The 21,091-nt window shown below is 67.3% G+C and carries 20 protein-coding genes and 7 pseudogenes; 16 read left to right on the top strand and 11 right to left on the bottom strand.

The window, feature by feature from the left end; all coding sequences use genetic code 11:
* Positions 1-184, bottom strand: a 184-nt coding sequence (locus ACZ4MF_RS41785) for a carbohydrate-binding protein (RefSeq protein WP_467498638.1), incomplete at its 3' end; no start/stop codon positions are given.
* Positions 185-801: 617 nt separating this feature from the next.
* Between ACZ4MF_RS41785 and ACZ4MF_RS41780 the strand changes: the two genes are divergently transcribed.
* Entirely contained in the window at positions 802-1,062 is a 261-nt protein-coding gene (locus tag ACZ4MF_RS41780; protein WP_467498636.1) for a hypothetical protein, read from the top strand.
* Positions 1,063-1,128: 66 nt separating this feature from the next.
* Entirely contained in the window at positions 1,129-1,575 is a 447-nt protein-coding gene (locus ACZ4MF_RS41775; RefSeq protein ID WP_467498634.1) for an IS3 family transposase, read from the top strand.
* 81 nt (positions 1,576-1,656) lie between these two features.
* On the opposite strand, the pseudogene ACZ4MF_RS41770 reads toward ACZ4MF_RS41775, so the two are convergent.
* Positions 1,657-2,043 (bottom strand): annotated as a pseudogene (locus ACZ4MF_RS41770) (winged helix-turn-helix domain-containing protein); the annotation flags it as partial.
* Positions 2,044-2,055: 12 nt separating this feature from the next.
* Complete coding sequence (locus tag ACZ4MF_RS41765) at positions 2,056-2,184, bottom strand: hypothetical protein (protein WP_467498632.1); 129 nt, start codon at positions 2,182-2,184, stop codon at positions 2,056-2,058.
* Positions 2,185-3,341: 1,157 nt separating this feature from the next.
* Here ACZ4MF_RS41765 and ACZ4MF_RS41760 point away from each other — a divergent pair.
* Positions 3,342-4,814: an MFS transporter gene (locus ACZ4MF_RS41760; RefSeq protein WP_467498630.1), complete on the top strand. Its 1,473-nt coding sequence runs from the start codon at positions 3,342-3,344 to the stop codon at positions 4,812-4,814.
* A gap of 86 nt (positions 4,815-4,900) precedes the next feature.
* Here the strand turns inward: ACZ4MF_RS41760 and ACZ4MF_RS41755 are convergent, their stop codons facing one another.
* Both ACZ4MF_RS41755 and ACZ4MF_RS41750 read right to left on the bottom strand, forming a co-directional pair.
* Entirely contained in the window at positions 4,901-5,554 is a 654-nt protein-coding gene (locus tag ACZ4MF_RS41755; protein ID WP_467498642.1) for an IS3 family transposase, read from the bottom strand.
* Between the two features lie 253 nt (positions 5,555-5,807).
* Entirely contained in the window at positions 5,808-6,143 is a 336-nt protein-coding gene (locus ACZ4MF_RS41750) for a transposase (RefSeq protein ID WP_467498628.1), read from the bottom strand.
* A gap of 539 nt (positions 6,144-6,682) precedes the next feature.
* Between ACZ4MF_RS41750 and ACZ4MF_RS41745 the strand changes: the two genes are divergently transcribed.
* A complete protein-coding gene (locus tag ACZ4MF_RS41745) occupies positions 6,683-6,883 on the top strand; it encodes a hypothetical protein (protein ID WP_467498626.1) in 201 nt (66 codons plus the stop codon).
* Positions 6,884-7,010: 127 nt separating this feature from the next.
* Positions 7,011-7,424 (top strand): annotated as a pseudogene (locus ACZ4MF_RS41740) (RidA family protein); the annotation flags it as partial.
* 215 nt (positions 7,425-7,639) lie between these two features.
* Here ACZ4MF_RS41740 and ACZ4MF_RS41735 read toward each other — a convergent pair.
* A pseudogene (locus ACZ4MF_RS41735) lies at positions 7,640-7,816 on the bottom strand (transposase); the annotation flags it as partial.
* A 39-nt stretch (positions 7,817-7,855) separates the two neighbouring features.
* Here ACZ4MF_RS41735 and ACZ4MF_RS41730 point away from each other — a divergent pair.
* From ACZ4MF_RS41730 to ACZ4MF_RS41720, 3 genes and pseudogenes are all read left to right on the top strand, one after another.
* Positions 7,856-8,205 (top strand): annotated as a pseudogene (locus ACZ4MF_RS41730) (transposase family protein); the annotation flags it as partial.
* Between the two features lie 349 nt (positions 8,206-8,554).
* On the top strand, positions 8,555-8,761 hold the full coding sequence (locus ACZ4MF_RS41725) for a hypothetical protein (RefSeq protein WP_467498624.1): 207 nt from the start codon (positions 8,555-8,557) through the stop codon (positions 8,759-8,761).
* Positions 8,700-8,909: pseudogene (locus tag ACZ4MF_RS41720) on the top strand (IS110 family transposase); the annotation flags it as partial. The gene ACZ4MF_RS41725 and the pseudogene ACZ4MF_RS41720, both read left to right, overlap by 62 nt.
* A gap of 18 nt (positions 8,910-8,927) precedes the next feature.
* On the opposite strand, the pseudogene ACZ4MF_RS41715 reads toward ACZ4MF_RS41720, so the two are convergent.
* Positions 8,928-9,275: pseudogene (locus ACZ4MF_RS41715) on the bottom strand (transposase); the annotation flags it as partial.
* A 204-nt stretch (positions 9,276-9,479) separates the two neighbouring features.
* Between ACZ4MF_RS41715 and ACZ4MF_RS41710 the strand changes: the two are divergent.
* Positions 9,480-10,274, top strand: a complete 795-nt coding sequence (locus ACZ4MF_RS41710) for an intradiol ring-cleavage dioxygenase (protein WP_467498622.1) — start codon at positions 9,480-9,482, stop codon at positions 10,272-10,274.
* Positions 10,275-10,506: 232 nt separating this feature from the next.
* Here the strand turns inward: ACZ4MF_RS41710 and ACZ4MF_RS41705 are convergent, their stop codons facing one another.
* Positions 10,507-11,790 carry a cytochrome P450 gene (locus tag ACZ4MF_RS41705; RefSeq protein ID WP_467498620.1) on the bottom strand — a complete coding sequence of 428 codons (1,284 nt, stop codon included), beginning with the start codon at positions 11,788-11,790 and terminating at the stop codon, positions 10,507-10,509.
* Positions 11,791-11,805: 15 nt separating this feature from the next.
* Positions 11,806-13,161, bottom strand: a complete 1,356-nt coding sequence (locus ACZ4MF_RS41700) for a glutamine synthetase family protein (protein ID WP_467498618.1) — start codon at positions 13,159-13,161, stop codon at positions 11,806-11,808.
* A 362-nt stretch (positions 13,162-13,523) separates the two neighbouring features.
* Here ACZ4MF_RS41700 and ACZ4MF_RS41695 point away from each other — a divergent pair, with 362 nt between their 5' ends.
* The 7 genes from ACZ4MF_RS41695 to ACZ4MF_RS41665 all read left to right on the top strand — a co-directional run bounded on the left by ACZ4MF_RS41695 (position 13,524) and on the right by ACZ4MF_RS41665 (position 19,804).
* Positions 13,524-13,712, top strand: coding sequence for a ferredoxin (locus tag ACZ4MF_RS41695; RefSeq protein WP_467498616.1), 189 nt, complete (start codon positions 13,524-13,526; stop codon positions 13,710-13,712).
* 5 nt (positions 13,713-13,717) lie between these two features.
* A complete protein-coding gene (locus ACZ4MF_RS41690; RefSeq protein ID WP_467498614.1) occupies positions 13,718-14,926 on the top strand; it encodes an NAD(P)/FAD-dependent oxidoreductase in 1,209 nt (402 codons plus the stop codon).
* A gap of 11 nt (positions 14,927-14,937) precedes the next feature.
* Positions 14,938-15,744 (top strand): acetoacetate decarboxylase family protein, encoded by an 807-nt coding sequence (locus tag ACZ4MF_RS41685; RefSeq protein WP_467498612.1) that lies wholly within the window; start codon positions 14,938-14,940, stop codon positions 15,742-15,744.
* A gap of 39 nt (positions 15,745-15,783) precedes the next feature.
* Positions 15,784-17,247, top strand: a complete 1,464-nt coding sequence (locus ACZ4MF_RS41680) for an aldehyde dehydrogenase (RefSeq protein WP_467498610.1) — start codon at positions 15,784-15,786, stop codon at positions 17,245-17,247.
* Positions 17,240-18,169, top strand: coding sequence for a 3,4-dihydroxyphenylacetate 2,3-dioxygenase (locus tag ACZ4MF_RS41675; RefSeq protein WP_467498608.1), 930 nt, complete (start codon positions 17,240-17,242; stop codon positions 18,167-18,169). The genes ACZ4MF_RS41680 and ACZ4MF_RS41675 overlap by 8 nt, the downstream gene beginning before the upstream one ends.
* Positions 18,170-18,189: 20 nt before the next feature.
* Positions 18,190-19,035: a fumarylacetoacetate hydrolase family protein gene (locus tag ACZ4MF_RS41670; RefSeq protein ID WP_467498606.1), complete on the top strand. Its 846-nt coding sequence runs from the start codon at positions 18,190-18,192 to the stop codon at positions 19,033-19,035.
* A gap of 142 nt (positions 19,036-19,177) precedes the next feature.
* The gene (locus ACZ4MF_RS41665) at positions 19,178-19,804 is read left to right on the top strand and encodes a TetR/AcrR family transcriptional regulator (protein ID WP_467498604.1); all 627 of its coding nucleotides are present in this window, start codon (positions 19,178-19,180) and stop codon (positions 19,802-19,804) included.
* Between the two features lie 85 nt (positions 19,805-19,889).
* Here the strand turns inward: ACZ4MF_RS41665 and ACZ4MF_RS41660 are convergent, their stop codons facing one another.
* Together ACZ4MF_RS41660 and ACZ4MF_RS41655 are read right to left on the bottom strand one after the other, a co-directional pair.
* Positions 19,890-20,297 carry a transposase gene (locus ACZ4MF_RS41660; RefSeq protein WP_467498602.1) on the bottom strand — a complete coding sequence of 136 codons (408 nt, stop codon included), beginning with the start codon at positions 20,295-20,297 and terminating at the stop codon, positions 19,890-19,892.
* Positions 20,298-20,479: 182 nt separating this feature from the next.
* Positions 20,480-20,851: pseudogene (locus ACZ4MF_RS41655) on the bottom strand (IS110 family transposase); the annotation flags it as partial.
* Positions 20,852-21,091 lie beyond the last annotated feature (240 nt).

Genomic DNA, 21,091 nt, shown 5'->3' with positions numbered 1-21,091 from the left:
TCTCGCCCTGTGTCCACCACTTGGCCTGCCAATTGTCGCCGTTGTAGGAGGCGGTCATGCCGCCGGTGTAGACCGCGCCGGAGCTCCAGGCCGCGACACAGTCCGCCGCCGCCGCGGGGCTCGCGACGCCGAGGGCGGTGAACGCGCCGAGGAGGCCGGCCAGTACGGCCAGCAGTGCTGTCATGCGCCTGCCATAAGCGGGCTTGCGGGGCCTGCTAGGCATGGTTGTACTCATGCGCCACTCCCGAGGTGGGGGGTGAATGGTGATCCCGGCAAGCAAAGCGTGATTGGTCCAGACCAGTCAAGGGTCAGGTAAGGACTTCTGTGAGTGAACCTCTTTCATCCTGTCCCGGCCGGGTGAAATGGGCTGGTCAGGTGGGGGTGACGTGGCGAAGCCCCTCGTCGTTGGTGTGGTGTTCTCACTCAACACGCCATCGGCCGGGGGGCTTCGTTGGTTCCGTATCGTTCCATGCTCGACGTCGTGCACGAGCTGGTCGAGCACGTCTCGTGACTCATCTATGCCCGAAGGCGTGAACTCCGCTCGGTCTGGTGGAGGTTGAGCTGCTTCAAGCAGGCCCTGCTGGTTCTGGCACGCTCTGTCCTGCCCACCCCGCGCCCCGCTACACTCCACGCCACCAGGCCGCTGACCAGCCCAGATACCGAACTACGGCTGGAGTACTAGCTCTTCCTGCCCGTCTCGGCACCATTGGTGACCTTGCCGGGAAAGGTCTGGTCCGATCGGACCTGTCCTGTGGTGCGGCGCTGTTGGGCCTGACCGCGGTCCCGGCCGCTCATACGTGGATGGATCTCACCCGGGTCTATCTGATCGCCCGTGAGTATCTGGAACCTGCCGGGCGTGCGCGTGGGCGTGCATGGGGCCGCGACGCGTGGATCACCGCCGTGCTGGACATGTACCCCCGTGAGGAGTACATGTGTGCGGTGGCCGCACTCAACCATGCCAGTACCGACGACGCGCTGATGCTGGTGTACCAGGACCGCTACCTGGCGCGGTTGGCTCCGGATGCCGAGCGGCTTGCCCGCAGGGCTCTCGCCGGGGGTTGAGATTCCCCAGAGATGCGGAGCATGGTGACAGAGGGTCAGAGGGTTCCCATGAGAGGAGCATTGACCATGGCTGCGCCCAGGAAGTACTCGCTGGAGTTGCGTGAGCGTGCTGTGCGGATGTATCGCACTACGGCACCGAGGCCGCAGATCAAGAAGCTGGCCGTCGATCTCGGGGTGCATCCCGAGGCCCTGCGCGGCTGGATCCGTACTCGCCTGGTACGAGCGGGCGTTCAAGCACCGATGGGTTCCGTCGGGGACTCGTACGACAACGCCCTGGCGGAGAACTTGTGGATGCTGATCAAGACGGAGTGCGTACGTGGTCGCGTCTTCGCGACCAGGGCCGAGGCGCACCTTGCGCTCTTCGAGGACATCGACGGCTTCTTCAACAGCCGACGCATCCAGGAACGGCTCCGCTGGCTCAGTCCGATCGAGTTCGAGGAGAAGCACTACACCAAGCAGGCGGCGGCCGAACCGACGCACCTGAAACCCCGTCAACCCGCGCTGACCAGCTGATCAGCACCTCTCGCACAGCGGGGGAACCTCACAGCAGGGACACGCCCGATTCGTCGAAGAAGACGATCCGGGCACGTTTCTTCACCGCCCCTTTTTGATGCGGGGCCACTCGTGGGCGATCCACCGGGCGATCTCGGTGTCGTCCCGCTCGACGGCCCGGCGCTGGGGGCGCTGCAGGCTCCAGCCCAGCCGCCCGGTCAGGAGCCGCCACACCGAGGCCCGCGCCAGCTGCACCCCGGTCAGCCGTTCCACCACCACACCCACCCGCTCCAGAGTCCACAGATCGGCCTCGAACCCGTGCGCCTGGGCGCCCTGCACCAACGCCGTTTCCACCGCCGCGACCTGGGCGTCGTCGAGTTTGGGCGGCCGGCCGCCGGTCGGACGCGGTCGCAGTGCGTGGGTTCCGCCCTGTTCCCACACACGTTTCCAGCGCCGCACGCTCTCCAGGCAGACTCCCACCGCCCGCGCGACCTCGGCCTGTCAGTAGGAAGTCGGCTCCTGGAGGACCGCGCGGTAGGCGCGCGGGCGATCGGTGACCCGCTCGGCAAGGCCCTGATTGATGAGAGCGACGAGGGCGTCGGCGATGGCACCGGACGAGCGGCCGATCACGCGGCTGATCTTGGTGGCAGTGAACGCTTCGCCCGGATGGGCGTTGAGTGATCGATAACGAGCCGACGTAGGCCTCCCCGAGCGTGGCGCTCGGCTCCGTCGGGGAAGCAGGAGGGCTTGCTGACGCGGCGGGTTCCGGGTGCTGGGCAGGCAATGGCACGGAGGAGACAGTCTGTTCCAACGCCGGTGCACCTGAACTCTCTGCAGGGCTATGGGCGGTGGGCCCGTGGGACTGGGGCGTCGGATCGCTGTTGTCGACAACTGGTCCGCCGAGGGAAACAGCGCCGGTGGTCGGCTGGTCCGGTCCCTGGCCAGTGCGGGGTTCTTCGGGAGCGTGGCCAGGGTCGGTGTGCGTGGCGCGCCAGAGTCGGGGCAGCGGCTGAGGCCGTTCTGGATGCCTCGTTCGCGGTGGGCGAGTCCCCGCTTCTCGAGGGAGACGAGTGCCTTGAAGGTGCTGGAGTGGGAAGTTTCTGCGGCCTGGGCGATGTCGTCGACGGGGGCCGGATCTGTGAAGGCCGCAAGTTGGGTGTAGACGTGGATGACGGCGGGGGACAGGGCCGTGGGAGTACCTGGCCGATGGACCTGCTTGTCCTCCATGACTCGGGCCCGCAGCATCGCGCGCAACGTGCGTGGTCAAGTCGTGACATTGCTCGGCGTCCGAAGCGTTGCGTCATCAAGCATGGCGCTCTAGCATCCCCTCCACAGATGAACTTCTGTGCGGTAATCGAACCAAATTTCCCGTGACGCCCTGACGTCACAGCGTCCAACAACCTCTCCCTTGGTCGATCTCCCACCGTCCCGGACGGCGACTTGGCCACCCCGCACTCCGTTCGACCGACAAGATCACACCGCCTTACGGATCTCTTGACTAGCGTTTGCGAAACGAATCGACCATTCGCGAACTCACCCACTATGGTCGGCAGACTGAGCTCCCAGCCGCCGGCGGATTGGCATACCCCCGCCAACTCCAGCATTTTCATCTGGCCATTCTCGGTCGTGCATTTCCGCGCTCTCCGTGCACGCAAATTTCCTTTCGGGGAAATGCACCAAACAACGCAAACCTGCTCGCGGTCAAGGCCGATTACGACTGCACCAAATAGTCGGGCCTCGAAGCCTCGGCCATGCGGCCTCGAAACGATCAACTCTGGGAGAAAGTTATGGTGGCTCAGAATCACAAGGATGATCAAGCAGTCCTTGACCGCACTGCGGAGATCACTGCACGCCTCGACCGACTCGACGTTTGGAGCCTGTCCTATCTCTTCATCGGAGTCATTGGGGTTGGATTCCTCTTCACCTTCTACGATATCTTCGACATCAACGTCAGCTGGCTCCAAAGCTGCGTGCAACTGCGCCCCGGCTGTGCACCCGGCAACGCCGGTCAGACACTGAAGACCGTTCTTCTCCTCAATCTGGCCGGGTACGCCGTAGGTACGGTGATTCTCAGCCCGATAGCAGACAGGATCGGCCGCAAGCGCATGCTGATGGTCACCCTTGTGCTCACCGGCATCGGCTCCCTGTACAACGCACTGGCTCCGGACTACGCGAACTTCGTCATCGCGCGCACACTCACCGGCATCGGCATCGGAGCCGACCTGGCCATCGTCAACGCCTACATAGGTGAGGTTGCCCCGAAGAACGGTCGGGCACGCTACACCTCCGTCATCTTCGCGTTCTCGGCGGTGGGGGCCTTCCTCGGCGGCTTCATCGGACTTGTCCTGACCACCCCGTCTGCGCCCTGGCCGACGGGGCTCCCCTTCGCTGTCGCGGGCACCGCCCTGGAGGGTTCGGGCTGGCGATGGGCCTATGGGATCGGCGCGATGCTGGGCGTCTTCGGGCTTGTGCTGCGTTTCGAACTCCCGGAATCTCCGCGATGGCTGATGAGCCGTGGCCGACTTGATGAGGCCGAGCTCGTGGTGAGGGACATGGAGCTGCATGCCAGCCGCAAGAAGCCGTTGCCACCTCTGCCGCCCGCCGCAGCCGCGCCCGTGGGTCCGGTTGACAGGGCACCATTGAAGGAGCTGCTGGGCAGTGTGTTCTATCTACGGCGCATCGTGCTGCTTCTCACCATGTGGCTGTTCGCGTATGCCACGGTCTATGGATTCAGCTCTGGCTACACGGTTGTACTGGCGGGTCTGACCAAAGACGGAAAGGCCGTTTACTCGCCTCCGGAGGCGGGTTTGATCGCCGTAATCGGTGTACTCGGCATCGTCGCCGCAGCACTGTTTTCCGCCGTGTTTGCTGAACGCATTGACCGACGGTACTGGCTGCCCTTCGGTGCGGTGGTCACGTTCATCGGCTGCTATATAACAGCGATGGGTGGCCAACACCTCTATGTGGCATTCCTCGGGTCTGTGATTATCTTCTTCGGATTCGACGTGTGGGTCGGTCCGACGTACGCCTTGTCCGCGGAACTATTCCCCACAAGAGCTCGTGGCACGGGATTCGCATTGGTCGACGGCGTCGGGCATATCGGAGGCGCCTTCGCGATCCTTGTGATCGCGCCCCACGTCGGTAGCATGTCACCGCTGCGGGCTTTCCTGCTCATCGCTGCCTTCCAGGCAGTCGCGGCCATCATCCTTCAGTTCGCGCCGCGTACCCGCAACGTCCCGCTCGAACAGGTCTCGCCCTAACCTCGATCGTTCATGAGGGTCCGTCAGCTTGCCGATGGACCCTCATGGCTCGTTCGGTGTCAATCCCCTCGTAGCGTGGAGACGATCTATGCGGCCAGTCCCTCGGCGAGGGTGGCTCGATGGTCACGTTCGGAGTCGATCGGGCTCTTGAACCCGCATACGCTGTGTAGCCGCGTGGCGTTGTAGAAGTCGGTGATCCAGGTGACGATCCCGATCCGGGCCTCGGTGCGGGTGGCGAAGGTGTGCCGGTGGACGTACTCGACCTTGAGCACGCTGTTGAACGCCTCGCTCACGGCATTGTCGAAACACGATCCAACTCTGCCCATGGACTGGGTGATGCCCAGCTTGCGGCAGGCCCGCTGGAAGTTCCGGGAGCAGTACTCGCTGCCCCTGTCCGTGTGCATGATCACGTCGCGGACGTCGCCTCCACGGGTGGCCGCGGCCATGGTGAGTGAGGCCACCACCAACTCGGCGTCGTGCCTTTCACCCATCGCGTAACCGAGCAGCCGACGGGAGAACAGGTCGATCACGGTGGCGAGGCAGAGCTTGCCCTCGCCGGTTTCGGTCTCGGTCATGTCACCTGCCCGGACGAGGTCGGGCTCCTCGGCGGTGAAGTCCCGGCGTACGAAGTCCGGGGCCGCGGGCCGCCTGCCCGGCCTGGTCGGTGACCGGCGCCGGCGAACCTTCCGTCCGGCCGGCCCGAGCCCGGCTGTCAGCTTCGCGACGGTGTTCACCGACACCCGCCAGCCCCGGCGAATCAGCTCGATGAACACCTTCGGTGAGCCGTAGGTGCCCCGGAGCCGCGGAAGATCTCCTCGATGTCCTCCGCCAGGTGCTGCCGCCGCGTCTCCCGCGCGGTGGGCGGACGGCCGCGCCACTTGTAAAACCACGACTCCGACACCCCCAACGCCCGGCAGGCGGTGCGGAATGGAACCTTCTGCTCGGCCCTGCCGCTACTGATCACCCCGACCGCAACGGCCCGGTCCGCGTCAGCTACTTCACCCACAAGGCCACGAATCGCTTGCACACATCACGCTCCATCTCCAGCTCGCGGATGCGCTTGTCCTTCTCCCTGGCCTCGGCCCGCAGTCGCTCCAGCTCCGCCCGCTCACTCTCCCGCAGCCGGCCACCGGAAGCAGACGGCTCTGCCACCGGCCGGTCCGACGACGGCGACCCGTTGCGCCGTGCCCGCGACACCCGACTGTGCAGCGTCCCAGGGCGGATACCCAGGTTCTCAGCCACTTCCGGAATCGGCTTCCTGGTCTCCGTCACGATCCGTACCGCCCCCTCGCGGAACTCCGCATCGTAGAGGCGCTTCTTGGATGCCATGACCCCAACCATCCCTCCGGTCACGGTCTCCACAGCAGGAGGGGAACCTCACAACCCCGGGATGCGCGCATAGCCAGGCAGCCAGTTGCTCGGCGTCCAGTCCCGCCCGCAGCTCGATCGGCAACCGGGTATCGGCGTCCACCAGCAGCGAGCGTATGCGTCCGCGTGCAGCGCGAAGTCCTCCACGCCCAGCACTCGCGGAGTCGCTGCCGCGGGGTCGGACTTGCCGCACTGGCGTCGCACCCGGCGATCGGGCCGGTTGACCTCGCTCCATTGTCAGTGTGTCCACACCGGCAGGGTCGCCTCACCTGAACCTGCATCAGGCCAATCGATCGAGACCACGAGTGCGTCTCCCAACTATGGGAGTGATTCGGCCAGTTCAGGCGAACAGAACCGAAGACAGTCTTGAGGTATGCGCATTCGGGCATACCTTTATCGCAAACAGGCATTTGTTAGGCATCGCTCCTGCCGCAAGCATGGGCGCCGTGCCGCCTCGGACGAACGACGGCACTTCGGCCGCGCGACAGGAGGTGGCATGCATGGCGGACAACGCCTCAGCCGCCGGGTTCGTGCTCGGCCGCTGGCAACCGATGCCTGCCGGCCTCGACAACCGCGGCGTACTTCTTGAGGTCGACAGCCGGCTGGTGGCACACGGCTTGATCGCGGCGATACTGGACGATTCCCTGCGCGCCGCGTCCGCGGCCCTGCGCATGATTACCAGGTACGGGAATCCCCCTTGAAGCGGGAGCCGTCCTGCTCGCCCGTGCCGCAGCTCTCGCGACCGCTCTTGCTGCAGGAGCAGTTGTGTCCGGTCTCGGCCGTGTCTGCCTCACCGTCACCGGCCCCAGCCACTATAAGGAGGAAGCAGTGGGTGATGCCAAGAACCTCCCTGACAAGGTGCCCCCTCGTGGGCGATTCCCGCATCTGCGGGTGGCTGGAGGCTTCGTCTTCGTGTCGGGAACCAGCAGTCGCCGTGCGGACAATTCCATCGTTGGCGCCAAGGTCGACGAGTTCGGCGTCACGGCGCTGGACATTCGGGCCCAGACCAGCGCGGTGATCGAGAACATCCGTGACATTCTCGCATCCGTCGGCGCCGGCCTTTCCGATGTCGTGCAGGTGACCAGCTACCTGGTGAACATGAACGACTTCCGTGATTACAACGAGACCTACGCGAAGTTCTTCGACGAGAGGGGACCGACCAGAACCACCGTCGCCGTGCACCAGCTCTCCCATCCGCACCTGCTCATCGAAATTCAAGCCGTGGCACTACTGACGGCCGCGGCACGGCTCAGCACCGAGTCCGGTGTCGGCGCACGTGGAGGAGGGCTGATGGACGATCGGATGGCATCTGAACTGGCCTGCCCTGTGGGGCGGGTCAGAAAGATGTCGCTGGGCCGAAGCCGTATCCGGAAGATTTCCGCGAGGATGTGGTGCGGGCCGCGAGGAACCGCGGCCCGTGCGTGACGTTCGAGCAGGTGGCCGCCGATGTCGGTGTGCTCGTGGTGGCCGTTGCACCAGGTCGTGCGCGTCTCGGGGCGCTCACGCGGCGCGGCACCGATCACCTCGGTAGCCTCGGCCTCGATCAGCTCCTGCAGGATGCGCTCGCACACCACTCTGATCATTTCAACTCCATCGGCCCGACGTAGTGAGCCCTCTCCAACCTGCCGCAGGATCCGGGAGTTGGCCTGACGGTCGGGCGAAGTCCCTTGTGGATGGGTTTTCGACCAAGAGAACGGCGTCGACCAGAGGCTTCGCGTGCTTGTCTACCCGGCGTCAACGTGTCCAGTTCTACCCTCCGCCTCCTCGTAGCCCGCCTGAGAGAAGCCGCCCTCTCTGCACCCCATGGCGGCGCCTGAGTGCGGGTTGACAGGCCCTGCTCACTCTCGCCCACCTCTGCAACGGCCAGCTCTACGCCCAGCTCGCGGCCGGTGCCGGCGTCGGCACCACCACCGTCTACCGATACGTCACCGAGACAGTCGAGTTCCTGGCCGCCCTCGCCTCCACACTCGCCGAAGCCGTACGGGCCGCATCGATGAAGGCGCATCTGATCTCCGACGGGACCTTCTGTTCGGGGTCTGTACGGTCTTCGGCTCTGGCCCGTAGTCGGTGCTGGCTGTTAGTCATCCCGGGTCGCTGTCGCTCCCGCCCCGAGGCCGGGAGAAATCGGGGCTGGTGCCCGTCCGGATGACGTCGATCCCGCTTGGAGCTGACCGTTGAGCCCGTGAGTTAGTCGGACGCGGGGGCTGAGCGCAGGACTTCGGTGTTGTTGCCATGAGTTCGCAAGAGAGTCTGGTGAGGGAGCCGTCCGAGGGGCCGCGCACTGTCGTCTCGGGCACGCCGTTCAGCTTCTCCGCCTTCCCCTCACGCTCCCCGGGCAGCCCCGCCCGCACACGTGCGAGGGGAGGCTGAGCATGGAGGAGTTGAAGGAGGAGCACGACGACGGCACGGTGGCCCGGGTCGCGGCGATCGGCATCGCCAAGGCGTCCGGGATGGTGTGTCTGCGCGTCCCGCACGACACTCCCCTCGACGAGGGGGGTCGGCGCGTCCAGCGGGTGAGGCAACAAACAGGTCAAACGGGCCTTCTACCTCGCCGCATTCGCCTCACTGTCTCAGCCTGACCCCCGCGCCTCCTATGGCAGGAGACGACGCGAAGGAAAACACCACGTCGCGGCTCTCGTCTGCTTGGCCCGACGCCGCATCGACGTCCTCTTCGCCATGCTCCGAGACGGCACCTTCTACCAGCCACCCGTCCCGGCCGCCGCTTGACGGAAACCACAGGGGCACTTTTTTGGCGCGGACGTGAGTGGAGTCGAGCACCGCCCGGGAGAGGTCGACGAGGCCCTGGCGGTCGAGCAGTTCGAGCACCTTCTGGTGCAGCCGTCCCCAGACACCCGCACGCAACCAGATCAGGAACCGGCGGTGCACCGTGGACGTCGACGCCCCGAAACACGGGGGCAGGTCCCGCCAGGCACAACCGCTGACCAGGACGTAGACGATGGCCGCGAACACCGCCTCGTCATCGATGTTGGCCACCCCGCCGCCCTGCGGCCACACCCGCACCGACGGCAGCAAAGGTCTGGCGATCTCCCAGAGTCCGTCCGGCACGATCCATCCCCACCGCCCACTCCCCATGACCCGGCCACCGAGCAACTGACCATGCAGGACACGGTGTCAGTGGGCGGTTCACCGGTTCCCCGAGAGGACGGCAACCGAAGAGTCCGGTGTACCTGCTGTATGCGCCGCGCACCGACGGCGCATACCTGCACAGCGAGCAAATCGTTTGTGGCCAAAAGACTATCTAGTCATGGACATGTCTCTCGCCTACCTTTCCGAGCCATGAGCGATTCACCCAACCCCCAGAGCGACCCGTCCAGTGACCGTCAGAACACGTCCCGTCGCGCAGTCCTCACCGGACTCGGTGCCACCGCACTGGCACTTACCGCCGCAGGACTTGTGGTCCCCGAGGCTCTTCGGGCGAGCCCGCAAGACAAGCAGTCGCTGGTAGCCGCACAACTCGAAGCCGCCTGCGTGCTCACCCCCGAACAGACAGAAGGCCCCTACTACCTGGACTTGGAAACGGTCCGCAAGAACATCACCGAGGGCAAAGCCGGCGTGCCGCTCACCCTGCGCACGACTGTGATCGACACGCGAACCTGCGACCCACTGCCGAATGTTGCCGTCGACATCTGGCAATGCGACGCGGTCGGGATCTACTCCGGCTACGTCGCCGGCGGGTCGACACCGGACACCACCTTCCTGCGCGGTGTTCAGCTGACCGACTCCAGCGGCGTCGCCGAGTTCACCACGATCTACCCAGGCTGGTACGTCGGTCGAGCCCTGCACATTCACGTCAAGACGCATGTCGGCGGCACCGTCTCCGGCGGCACGTACCAGGGTGGGCATGTCTCCCACACCGGCCAGCTGTACTTCCCCGAGAACTACAACACCCAGGTGGCCGCCTTAGCCCCGTATCGGACCAACACCGTCCTCCGCACTCTCAACTCCCAGGACGGCATCTACCGCAAGGGAGGGTCGTCGACACTCCTCGCCATAACTCTGGCCGGCAGCACCCTCAACCAAGGCGCCATCGGCACCATCGTGCTCGGTATCGATCCCACCGCGACTCCCTGACGGGGCGCCCGGCCGGCACGCGTAACAGCGCAGCCGTCTCCAATGGCCGCGCTGGTATCGCGGCCGGCCGTGGCGCGATCAGGCACTGCGAACTACCGGTAGCCTCGCGCTTTCGAGGGGAGTGTCTATGCATCAACGGCCGTGAGATTTACATTCCCCGCCGCATCGCACACCCTGCTGGCCGCAGCGCCAACGCGCCCGGGGACGAGAGGCCGCGGGCGGCTTCGGTCGCTCAGGCGAGGGTGACCTCGACCGGGAGCTTCTTGATGCCGTTGACGAAGTTGGAGCGGACCCGGGGGACATCGCCGGCTAGCCGGATGGCGGCGATCCTCGGGATGAGTTCCTCGAACATGATGCGGATCTCGGTGCGGGCGAGCAGGTTGCCCAGGCACAGGTGGGGGCTGCCCTTACCGAAGGTGACATGGTCGTTGTTCTGCCGCGTCACGTCGAAGTCGTAGGGGTTGCCGAAGACTTCCTCGTCGCGGTTGCCGGAGGCGTACCACATTACGACCTTGTCGCCTTTCTTGATGTGCTTGCCGCCGAGTTCGACGTCACGGGTGGCGGTGCGGCGGAAGTGGTAGACGGGGGAGGCCCAGCGGAGGAACTCCTCGACCGCGACCGGGATCAGGGAGGGGTCCTCCTTGAGGCGGGCGAGCTGCTCGGGGTGCTGGAGGAGGGCCAGCACGGAGTGGGAGATGGTGTGGCGGGTGGTCTCGTTGCCGGCCACGACCAGGAGCAGGAAGTAGTTGTCGAATTCCTGTGCGGACAGGGGCACTCCGTCACGCGGGGTAGTGTTGACGAGCTTGGAGACCAGGTCCGTACCGTCCTTGCCTCGGCGTCGGCGGGCCAGCTCACGGCCGTACTCGAAGACCTCGATGGAGGCGGGGGAGCGAAAGGGCAGGTCGCGGTACTTCTCGCTCTCCTCACTGTGGAGAAGGACATCGGCGTAGTCGGGGTCGGTGTTGCCGATGATGCGGTTGCCCCAGTCGATGAGCTGCTGGTTGTCCTCCGGCGGCACGTCGAGCAGTCGGGACAGGACGTTGATGGGGAAGTCCGCCGAGACCTCCTTGACGAAGTCGAAGGAGCCCTTGGCGAGTCCCGCGTCCAGGGTTTTCGCGGTCAGGCCGCGCAGGAAGTCTCCGTAGCCGTTGATGACGTTTGCGCCGAACTGGCGCTGGATCACGTTGCGCAGCGCGCGGTGGCGGATGCCGTCCATCTCCAGGATGGAGGCGCGTTTCTTGATCTGGTCGTCGTCCACCTCTTCGAGGTTGACGAACTTCGTCGAGGTGAAGGTCTGCGGGTCGCGGTCGACGGTGGCGATGTCCGCGTGCCGGGTCACCGCCCAGAAACCGGAGTTCGGGACCTCCTCCGGCTGCCAGTGCACCGGGTCCTCATGGCGCAGGGTGTGGAACATTCGCCACGGCGTGACGCTGTCGGTGAAGTTGTCGAGGTCGGTGAGGTTCACGTCCGCCAGGGGCAACGGCTCGTTCGCAGCGGGGGTCGGGATCTCAGTCATCGAAGGCTCTCGGTGTCACAGGTGGTAGGAGTACTCGGTGAACTCCCAGTCGGTGACGTACCGTTGGAAGCGTTCGACCTCGTCGCGCTTGTACGTGAGGAAGGAGGTGGTGAAGGCCTTGCCGAGGATGTCGGTCAGGGCGGTGTCCGCTTCCAGTGCGTCCAGAGCGGCGGTCAGGGTCGTCGGGAGCAGGGCCGACCGGGCGGTGTCGTAGCCATAGCTCTCCAGCGGCGTCGGCGGCTCCTCGCCCGCCTGGATGCCGAGCAGTGCGGCGGCGATCGCCCCCGCGATAAGCAGGTACGGGTTGGCACTGGCATCGCCGAGGCGGAGTTCGAGACGGGCCCCGCCTCCGCGCTCGGGCGGGATACGGACCATGGCGCTGCGGTTGTCGAGCCCCCAGTCGATCAGCCAGGGCGCGAGGGTGTCGGGGCCGAAGCGCTTGTACGAGTTGATGGTCGGGTTCGCCAGCGCGGCGACTGCGGGCGCGTGTGCGAGGACACCGGCGACGGCATGCCGTGCGGTGGCCGAGAGGCCGTACGCGCCCGTCGGGTCATCGAAGGCGTTGCGGCCCTCCTCGTCCTCGCAGGAGAAGTGCAGGTGGAAGCCGGAGCCGCCCGCGTCCGTGAAGGGCTTGGCCATGAAGGTGGCGAGGTTGCCCTCCTTGCGGGCCAGTTCCTTGACGGCGGCTTTGAAGCGGAAGGCGCGGTCGGCGGCGTCGAGGGCGGCGGAGTGGGTCAGGTTGATTTCGTACTGTCCGCCGTCGAACTCGTGGTTGCCGGTGACGACACCGAGCCCCAGGTCGCGCAGCGAGCGCAGGGTGCGCAGCAGGTGGTTCTCGGGGTCGGCGCGCAGGCCTGCGGTGTAGACGGCGCCGGTGGCCTGAGGGGAGCGGCGCCAGCCGGTGGACGTGCCGGGTGCGGGCTCCAGCAGGAAGTACTCTAGCTCGGGGCCGAGTACCGGGCGCAGCCCGCGCTCCCGGCATCGGGCCAGGACGGCCCGCAGCAGGTCGCGCGGCGACTCGGCGGCCGGGCTTCCGGTGGCCGGGTCGACGATCTCGCCGAGGCAGGTGGCGACCCCGGGCTCCCAGGGCAGCGCGGCCAGAGTGCTGAGGTCCGGCCGTACGGTGATGTCGGGCAGGCCCGCGTCCAGACCGCCGCTGACCGGGACCACGTCTCCCCGGGGGCTGGTGTGGTAGACGGCCTTGCAGAAGGCCAAGCCGTGCGCGATGGCCGAAGGTAGATGGTCGAGCAGGACGTCGCGGGCGCGGTCGGTACCGATGAGGTCGGGAAATACGACCCGGACCACGTCGATGCCCTCGGCGGCGAGCCGTTCCATGTGCCGGCGGGTGTCTGGGGTGTCGGATGCGCTCACCGATGTCTCCTTGGGCGGAAGGGTGAGGACATCCCCATGCCCTGAGGCGCTGGGGATGGGGCGTGCAGAGGACAGGACCCGGGGTGCGGGAGCGTAGAGGCGGGCAGACCCCGGAGTCTCTCGTTTGATCCCGAACGGTATGGAGAAGGGTTGCCGGGCCGCAAGGGGGTGGCCGAAAAATTTATCCACCTGGACAGGTATTGACCGGCGCCCGCCGGTTTCCTATGTTGTTTGGAGTCAAATGAGTCGGCGTTACGGACTCCGTATCCCTGGGCCGAGGGACCCCGACGACGGTCGGGCTCCCCTCACTCCCTCCCCTTCCCCCTTCCTGCTCCGACGCCCACATCCAGGAGGCCCGGCCAATGAAGGTCGTCGTCGACATGAAAAAGTGCCAGGACCACGGTCAGTGCGTCTTCGCCGCCCCCGATGTCTTCTCCATGGACGACGACGGCCACCTCGTCCACGTCTCTGACCCGGGAGAGGCGCTGCGCGACGACGTCGAGGAAGCCGCCGATGTATGTCCGCTGCAGGCCATCCGGATCGAGGACTGAGCCGCATGACCGGACGCATCCTCGTCGCAGGCGCCTCGCTGAGTGGGCTGCGCGCCGCCGAGCAACTGCGGGCCGCGGGCTGGACCGGAACCGTCACCGTCGTCGGCGACGAGCCCCACATGCCCTACAACCGGCCCCCGTTGTCCAAGGAGGTCCTAGCGGGCAAAAAGCGCTTCGAGTCGCTGAGCTTCACGCCGAAGGCGGCCGCCGCCGACGTGGAGTGGCGACTGAGCACAAAGGTCGTCGCGGCCCGGCTCGCCGAGCGGACCGTCGCACTCGACGACGGTTCGGAGATCTCGTACGACGGACTGGTCGTCGCGACCGGCGTGCGGCCCCGACGGCTGCGCTGCCCCGGCCCGCTCGCCGGCCGGCACACGGTCCGCACGCTGGCCGACGCGCAGGGGCTGCGGGACGAACTGGTCCGCCCCGGTGCGCGGGTGGTGGTCGTCGGTGCCGGCTTCATCGGCTGCGAGGTGGCCGCCACCGCCGTGGGACTCGGCGTGCGGCAGGTCACCGTCGTCGACCCGCTGCCCCTGCCGATGGTCGGTCCGCTCGGCGAACTGCTGGGCCGCGCGCTGCTGCGGCGGCACGAGGAGCGCGGGGTGCGCTTTGCCCTTGGCACGGGAGTCACCGACTTCGAGGGCGAGGACCGCGTGACCGGTGTGGTCCTGAGCGACGGCACTGTGCTGCCCGCTGACGTGGTCGTTGAATCGGTCGGCTCCGTCGCCAACGTCGAGTGGCTGGAGAACAACGGCCTCGACCTCGCCGACGGCGTGCTCACGTGCGAGCACTTGCGGGTCGGCGGACGGCCGGAGGTCGTCGCGGTCGGCGACGTCGCCCGCTTCCCCAACGCCCGCTACGACGCCGTACCCCGCCGCGTCGAGCACTGGTCCATCCCCACCGACACGGCCAGGCATGCCGCGAAGGTGCTCGTCTCCCACCTCACCGGCGCGGACGGGGAGTCGGCTCCCTTCGCGCCGTTGCCCACCTTCTGGAGCGACCAGCACGAGTTCCGTCTGCAGTCCTTCGGGGCACCGGTCCTCGGCAAGGGCGACGTAAGGATCCTGGACGGCGACCCCGAGGGCGATGTCCTCGTCGGGTACCACGCCGGGGGCCGGCTCGTCGGCGTGGTCGCGCTCGGCGGCCAGACCGCCACCAGGGGAGCCGCCCGCTACCGCGCCCAGTTGCTGAAGATGCCCGCCCACACCGCGTAAGGAATTGCGTCATGTCTGTTGTCCGTGGTTACTTCCATCCCAAGACGGCGACGGGTGCCTCGTCGCTGATCCCGTCCCCGCCGTGGCGCTACTCGGGCGACCTGCTCACCGTCGAGTACCGCACGGATCCCGCGCGGGTGCGTGAACTGCTGCCCGAACCGCTGGAGCCGGCGGACGAGGACCCGGGCGCGGTTGCGCTGATCTGGGCCGACTGGCAATCCTGCTCCACTTCCGGCGAGGAACTGCTGGACCCGGTGCTCTCCCAGTACAAGGAGGCGTTCGCGGTCGTCCGCTGCAAGTACCGCGGACAGACGTACACCCGGTGTGTCCACATCTGGGTTGACAAGGACTTTGCCATCGCCCGCGGCCTGCACCAGGGCTACCCGAAGAAGCTGGGCTCGATCCATCAGACCCGCCCGCACCCCTACGGCCCCGCCCCGCGCATCGAGGCCGGTGCCCGCTTCGGAGCCACCCTCGCCGCCGCCGACCGGCGCCTCGCCCAGGCGGTGGTGACCCTGCGGGAACCGTCGGAGACGAACGGCTTCGTCAACGGCCACTCCATGGCCCACCACCGCTGGCTGCCCTCGATCGAGAAGGGCAGGGGGCTTGCACTCGACGAGCTGATCGAGTCGGGCGCCGCGTCCTTCGAGGGCGGGCAGCCCTGGGTCGGCGACGCCGAACTGGAGCTGTTCGAGGCGCCCACCGAGGAACTGGCCCGCCTGGAGATCCGCGAGCCGATCGCCGCGTACTACCGCCAGGTCGGCGTGGTGTGGGACGGTGGCCGGCTGCTGGAGTCCGGCACTTCCGGCGCCGAGTGACACGACATCCGTAAGCATCTCAGGACCTGGAGACCGGACATGACCGAACACAGCCTCACGGTGGCCGGAGTGGCCGTCGACACACGGCACTGGATCGGCGGCGAACGCGTCGCCTCCGCCGAAACGTTCACCGACGTCTCACCGATCGACGGCAGCATGATCGGTGAGATCTCCCGAGGCACCGCGACGGAGGCCGTGGCCGCGGTGGCCGCCGCGAAGGCAGCCTTCCCCGCCTGGGCCGCCACCACCCACGCCGAGCGCGCCCGCATTCTGCGCGCGATCGCCGACGGGGTCGACAAGCGGCTCGAAGAGCTGGCGATCGTCGAGACCACCGACAATGGCGCCCTGCTACGCTCCCACCGCCGGGGTGTGATGCCCCGTGTGGCGCACAACTTCCGTTTCTTCGCCGACTGGCTGCTGAAGCTGGACCACGAGGACTTCGACACCCGCGGTCACACCAACCACGTCAGCTGGGACCCGGCCGGCCCGTGCGTGCTGATCACCCCGTGGAACGCGCCCCTGATGCTGGCCACGTGGAAGGTCGCCCCCGCGCTGGCGGCGGGCGATACCGTGGTCCTCAAGCCCGCCGAATGGTCCCCGCTGACCGCCTCTCTCCTCGCGGACATCGCCGCCGAAGCCGGGCTGCCCGCCGGGGTACTGAACGTGGTCCAGGGCTACGGCTCCGAGATCGGTGATGTGCTGACCTCGCACCCGGACGTGCGCCGGATCAGCTTCACCGGGTCTGTGCCGACGGCCAGGCGGATCGCCGCGTCGGCGGCGATGAATCTGACTCCACTCAGCCTGGAACTGGGCGGAAAGTCGCCGCTGCTGGTGTTCGCCGACGCCGACTTGGATCTTGCCGTCGACCTTGCGGTGGAGCAGTACGACAACGCCGGGCAGGTCTGCTTGGCCGCCACCCGGATCTTGGTTGACGAGTCGATCGTCGAGGAGTTCACGCACCGGTTCGTGGCGAAGGCCGCGCTGCTCACACAGGGCGATCCGCGCGACGAGACCACTGACATCGGGCCCAACATCCACTCCCGTCAGCTGCAGAAGATCGACGGCTTCGTGCAGCGGGCGCTCGCCGCCGGGGCCCGCGCGGTCATCGGCGGGCACCGCAAGGGCGGGCAATACTACGCGCCGACCTTGCTCACCGACGTCGCCCCGGACTCGGAGATCGTGCAGGAGGAGGTCTTCGGGCCGGTGCTGACGCTGCAGACCTTCGCCGACGAGGAAGAGGCCGTCCGGCTGGCCAACGACACCCGGTTCGGGCTAGCCGCCACCGTCGCCACGAGCGACCCCGAGCGCGCCCGACGCGTCACCGCGCAGCTGGTCGCGGGCACCGTCTGGGTCAACTGCTTCTTCGTCCGCGACCTGCAGGCCCCGTTTGGCGGCTCCCGCCAGTCCGGCGTCGGGCGCGAGGGCGGCACATGGAGCTTTGACTTCTACTGCGACCTGAAGAACACCGTCACCGCCCCGAAGGGATGGAAGGACCATGGGTGAGATCGTCGGGGCGGCCCTGCTCGCCCACGTCCCCACTATCGTGCTGCCCGAGGCCGAGCGGCTGGAGCTCAACGAGGGCAAGGAGATCACCCTCGTCACCGGCCTTCAGCAACTGCGCAAGGACGTCTTCGAACGGGATGACTATGACACCGTCGTCGTCCTCGACTCGCACTGGGCCACCACCGTCGAGTTCGTCGTCACGGCCCAGGGCCGCCGTGCGGGACTGTTCACCTCCGAGGAGCTCCCGCGCGGCATGTGCCGCATGCCCTACGACTTCCCCGGCGATCCCGAACTCGCGCACAACGTTGCCTCGTTCGCCGACAGGCACGCCACCTGGATCACTGCGATCGATGACGCGTACCTTCCGATCTACTACGCCACCGTGAACCTCTGGAAGTTCCTCGGTGAGGGGCTGCCGGGCAAAAGGTGGGTGACCATCAGCGTGTGCCAGAGCGGTGACATGGAGGATCACCTGCGGCTCGGGCGGGCACTGGCCGATGGCATCGCCGCCACCCCCGGCCGACGGGTCCTGCTCATCGCCTCGGGCGCCCTCTCGCACACCTTCTGGCCGCTGCGCGAGATTCGCGACCACGAGGCCAGCGACCCGGTGCACATCTTCACGCCGGAAGCCCGCGAAGCCGACTACGAGCGCATCGGCTGGTTCAAGGAGGGTCGGCACGACCAGGTCCTCGGCACAATGGACGAGTTCTGGAAGTTCAGGCCTGAGGCGAAGTTCTTCCACTACCTGATGATGGCCGGCGCGCTCGGCGAACAGGCCTGTGTCGCCAGGGCCCGCCAGTACGGCGAGTATGAGAACTCCATCGGCACCGGCCAGGTCCACCTGTGGTTCGACCGCCCCGCCGATGGTTGGACCGGTACCGGTCTCCCGATGTCCCCGCGCACCCCGCACAGCCGTATCTAGTCGGATCCAGGAGCCCAGCCATGCCCGAGTACCGCCGCATCCTCCTCGACGGCGCCGCCGTCCAGGTCACCGTCGACGGCGACGAACTCGTCGCCGGGGACGGTCGCCGCATCAAGACCGACGAGGCGCGGCACCTGCCGCCGGTGGTGCCCTCGAAGGTGATCGCCGTCCACCTCAACCATCGCAGCCGCGTGGACGAGTTCCGGATCGATCTGCCGGACACGCCTACCTACTTCCACAAGCCGACCTCGGCTCTCAACTCCCACAAGGGCGCCGTCGTCCGCCCCGAGGGCTGCAAGTGGCTCAACTACGAGGGCGAGGTCGCCATCGTCATCGGCAGGACCGCGCGGAACGTCTCCCCGGCTGAGGCGGGGGAATATATCGCCGGATACACCATCGCCAATGACTACGGCCTGCACGACTTCCGCGACACCGATGCCGGCTCTATGCTCCGGGTGAAGGGCTCGGACACCCTGTGCCCGCTCGGCCCGGGGCTGGTAACCGACTGGGACTTCCACGGCAAGCGGCTGCGCACCTACGTCAACGGGCAAGTGGTGCAGAATGGTTCGACCGACGAGATGAAGTGGGACATGAACTACCTCGTCGCCGACATCGCCCGCACCATTACCCTGTACCCGGGAGATGTCCTGCTCTCCGGCACTCCGGCCAACTCCCGTCCCGTCCAGCCGGGTGACGTCGTCGAGGTGGAGGTCGAGGGCCTGGGGCGGCTCACCAACCACGTCGTCAGTGGCCCGACCTCGATCCGCACCGACGTCGGCGCGCAGCCCACCGAATCGGAGGAGGTGCTGTCCACCGCGCTCGGCGGTGACTGGGAGTTCCGCGGCATCCGCCCGCCCAAGCGCTGATGCCGCCCCAGGGGGGCGCCGCGCCGGGCTCGATGGAGCAGGCTGCCCGGTGGAGCACTCGGGCGGGCGGCGCCCCGACGCGGACATCGGGCCGGTCGGGCGTACGACCGGACGCGGAAGCGGTCCGGGTAGGGTCGCAGCCATGACTGAATCCGCCGAGGCACCGGAAGGCCGCAGGCCGCGCAGGCGCATGAACTACGGAGAGGGCCGGGAGGCCCTGCTCAATGCTGCCGTGCGGGTCGTGGCCCGGGGCGGGCTGCGTCGACTCACCTATCGGGCGGTCGCGGAGGAGGCGGGGACCACGCACGGCCTCGTGGTGCACCACTTCGGCTCGCGGGACGCCCTCATAGAGGAGGCGCTGGCGCACGCCATCCGCACCTCGCTGCATATCAGCGCGCTGGAGCCAGGGACCGGTGAGGTCGCGGACTTCTCGGTGGGCGTGTCTGAGATGGTCACAACCGATCCGGACATACAGGCCTTCCAGTACGAGCTGCTGCTGGAGGCCCGGCGCCGTCCGGAGCTGCTGACGCACCTGCGGGGGCTGTACGACCAGTACTTCGACGCCACGCATCGCGAATTGCTCCGCATGCTGCCGGACAGCGCCGGTTGCCCGCTGACCCGGCTCGTCTTCGCTGCCCTCGACGGGCTCGTGCTGCACCAGCTCGTCTTCGGCGGCCCCGAGATCACCGACGGCGCCATCGAAGAGCTGCGTGCCCTGCTGCGGCTCCTTGCCGCCAACGGCAAGGAGGACATCGAGCGAGGCGGCTGACGTCGCTGCAGCGTCGTCCGAGGCTCTGGACATCGCTTGGCCAAGGGCCTAGGTGTCTGACACGAAAAATTCAGAGTGTGTCAGGTCAGATCGCTGAGATGGGTTCGAAGCGGAGGGTCAGGCCGAGGCTGTTGGCTTCCTTGATCATGCGGCGCATGGCGCGTTCGGGGTTGCCCTTGGCGAAGTAGTCGGCGCCCAGTTCGCGGTGGGGGACCTGGTCGTGGAGCACGTGCCAGATCGCGATGGCGAGCTTGTGCGTGACGGCGACCAGGGGGCGTTTCGCGCCGCGGCGGGCGGCGATGCGGCGGTGGAGCACAGCGAGGTAGGAGTCCTTGTTGCGGACCGCCGCCATGGCGGCGACCCCGAGCAGCCGTTTGAGGTTGGTGTTTCCGTGCCGGGTGCGCCCGGAGCGGTTCACGCCGGCGGACTCGCTCTGTCCGGGGCAGACCCCGATCCAGGAGGCGAGGTGGTGGGCAGTGGCGAACTGGGCCATGTCCCCGCCGGTCTAGGCGATGACGATCTCGGCCGCGAGGCGGCTGATGCCGGGGATGGTGTCCAGCAGGTCGAGGTCGTGTTCCTGGGCGGCCAGCAGTTCGGTGATCCGCACGTCGAACATCGCGACCGTCTCAGATCCCGCAGTTCCCGTACGGTGCCGGGCGGAACGAAGGAACCCATCACCATGCCCGAGGCCCCTGCGCGGGCCAGGAACGCCGCGTCGCTCGGATCGGTCTTGCGGCCCCGGATGCCCTTCAGGTGGGAAGGGTTGACCAGCATCAGGTTCAGGTGCGGCTGCAGCAGGTAGTAGACGCTGCGCCAGTAGTCCGAGGTCGCTTGCATCACCACGACCTCGACCCGGCGTTCGACCAGCCAGGCCAGCAGGCGGCGGATCTCGTCCTGGGTGGTGCCGAACCGCTCGGTCTCCAGGCTCCACCGGCCCGCGTGCGTGGTCCTGGGGGTGCGCACGCAGCCGACCAGAAACCGTTTGCCCAGGTCCACCCCTGCCGACCGCAGATGGATGACCTCGTCCTTCTCGTCCAGCCGGGCCATGACCGGCACCCTCCCCCCCCGCAGTGACGCATGAACGCGACGGGCGGCCCGGCGGGGGGTCAACGGGACGGAGCGGAGACTGACACGCGTGCTCCCGGCGCCGAACGGCGGCCCTGGCACAAACCGTGGTTCCCTCAGCGACCCCCAAAACCATCCTGACTTACGAGCCCACCGGCATCGCAGTAGCACCGGCCTGACCGGGACACCCAGGCCCAATTTCCCAGCCACGGGGTGATCACG

Source organism: Streptomyces sp. NPDC025793, assembly GCF_055558375.1.
The sequence above is the reverse complement of the archived record's forward strand: the minus strand, read 5'-3'. Positions and strand labels throughout refer to the sequence as shown.

What these genes read in the sequence shown, in the direction of transcription:
- ACZ4MF_RS41695 (WP_467498616.1), top strand. Translation starts at nt 13,524, where the DNA reads ATGAAGGTCGTCGTCGACATGAAAAAGTGCCAGGACCACGGTCAGTGC.
- ACZ4MF_RS41670 (WP_467498606.1), top strand. Translation starts at nt 18,190, where the DNA reads ATGCCCGAGTACCGCCGCATCCTCCTCGACGGCGCCGCCGTCCAGGTC.
- ACZ4MF_RS41710 (WP_467498622.1), top strand. Translation starts at nt 9,480, where the DNA reads ATGAGCGATTCACCCAACCCCCAGAGCGACCCGTCCAGTGACCGTCAG.
- ACZ4MF_RS41725 (WP_467498624.1), top strand. Translation starts at nt 8,555, where the DNA reads ATGGAGGAGTTGAAGGAGGAGCACGACGACGGCACGGTGGCCCGGGTC.
- ACZ4MF_RS41660 (WP_467498602.1), bottom strand. Translation starts at nt 20,297, where the DNA reads ATGGCCCAGTTCGCCACTGCCCACCACCTCGCCTCCTGGATCGGGGTC.
- ACZ4MF_RS41665 (WP_467498604.1), top strand. Translation starts at nt 19,178, where the DNA reads ATGACTGAATCCGCCGAGGCACCGGAAGGCCGCAGGCCGCGCAGGCGC.
- ACZ4MF_RS41780 (WP_467498636.1), top strand. Translation starts at nt 802, where the DNA reads ATGGATCTCACCCGGGTCTATCTGATCGCCCGTGAGTATCTGGAACCT.
- ACZ4MF_RS41775 (WP_467498634.1), top strand. Translation starts at nt 1,129, where the DNA reads ATGGCTGCGCCCAGGAAGTACTCGCTGGAGTTGCGTGAGCGTGCTGTG.
- ACZ4MF_RS41760 (WP_467498630.1), top strand. Translation starts at nt 3,342, where the DNA reads ATGGTGGCTCAGAATCACAAGGATGATCAAGCAGTCCTTGACCGCACT.
- ACZ4MF_RS41685 (WP_467498612.1), top strand. Translation starts at nt 14,938, where the DNA reads ATGTCTGTTGTCCGTGGTTACTTCCATCCCAAGACGGCGACGGGTGCC.
- ACZ4MF_RS41705 (WP_467498620.1), bottom strand. Translation starts at nt 11,790, where the DNA reads ATGACTGAGATCCCGACCCCCGCTGCGAACGAGCCGTTGCCCCTGGCG.
- ACZ4MF_RS41690 (WP_467498614.1), top strand. Translation starts at nt 13,718, where the DNA reads ATGACCGGACGCATCCTCGTCGCAGGCGCCTCGCTGAGTGGGCTGCGC.
- ACZ4MF_RS41680 (WP_467498610.1), top strand. Translation starts at nt 15,784, where the DNA reads ATGACCGAACACAGCCTCACGGTGGCCGGAGTGGCCGTCGACACACGG.
- ACZ4MF_RS41675 (WP_467498608.1), top strand. Translation starts at nt 17,240, where the DNA reads ATGGGTGAGATCGTCGGGGCGGCCCTGCTCGCCCACGTCCCCACTATC.
- ACZ4MF_RS41750 (WP_467498628.1), bottom strand. Translation starts at nt 6,143, where the DNA reads ATGGCATCCAAGAAGCGCCTCTACGATGCGGAGTTCCGCGAGGGGGCG.
- ACZ4MF_RS41745 (WP_467498626.1), top strand. Translation starts at nt 6,683, where the DNA reads ATGGCGGACAACGCCTCAGCCGCCGGGTTCGTGCTCGGCCGCTGGCAA.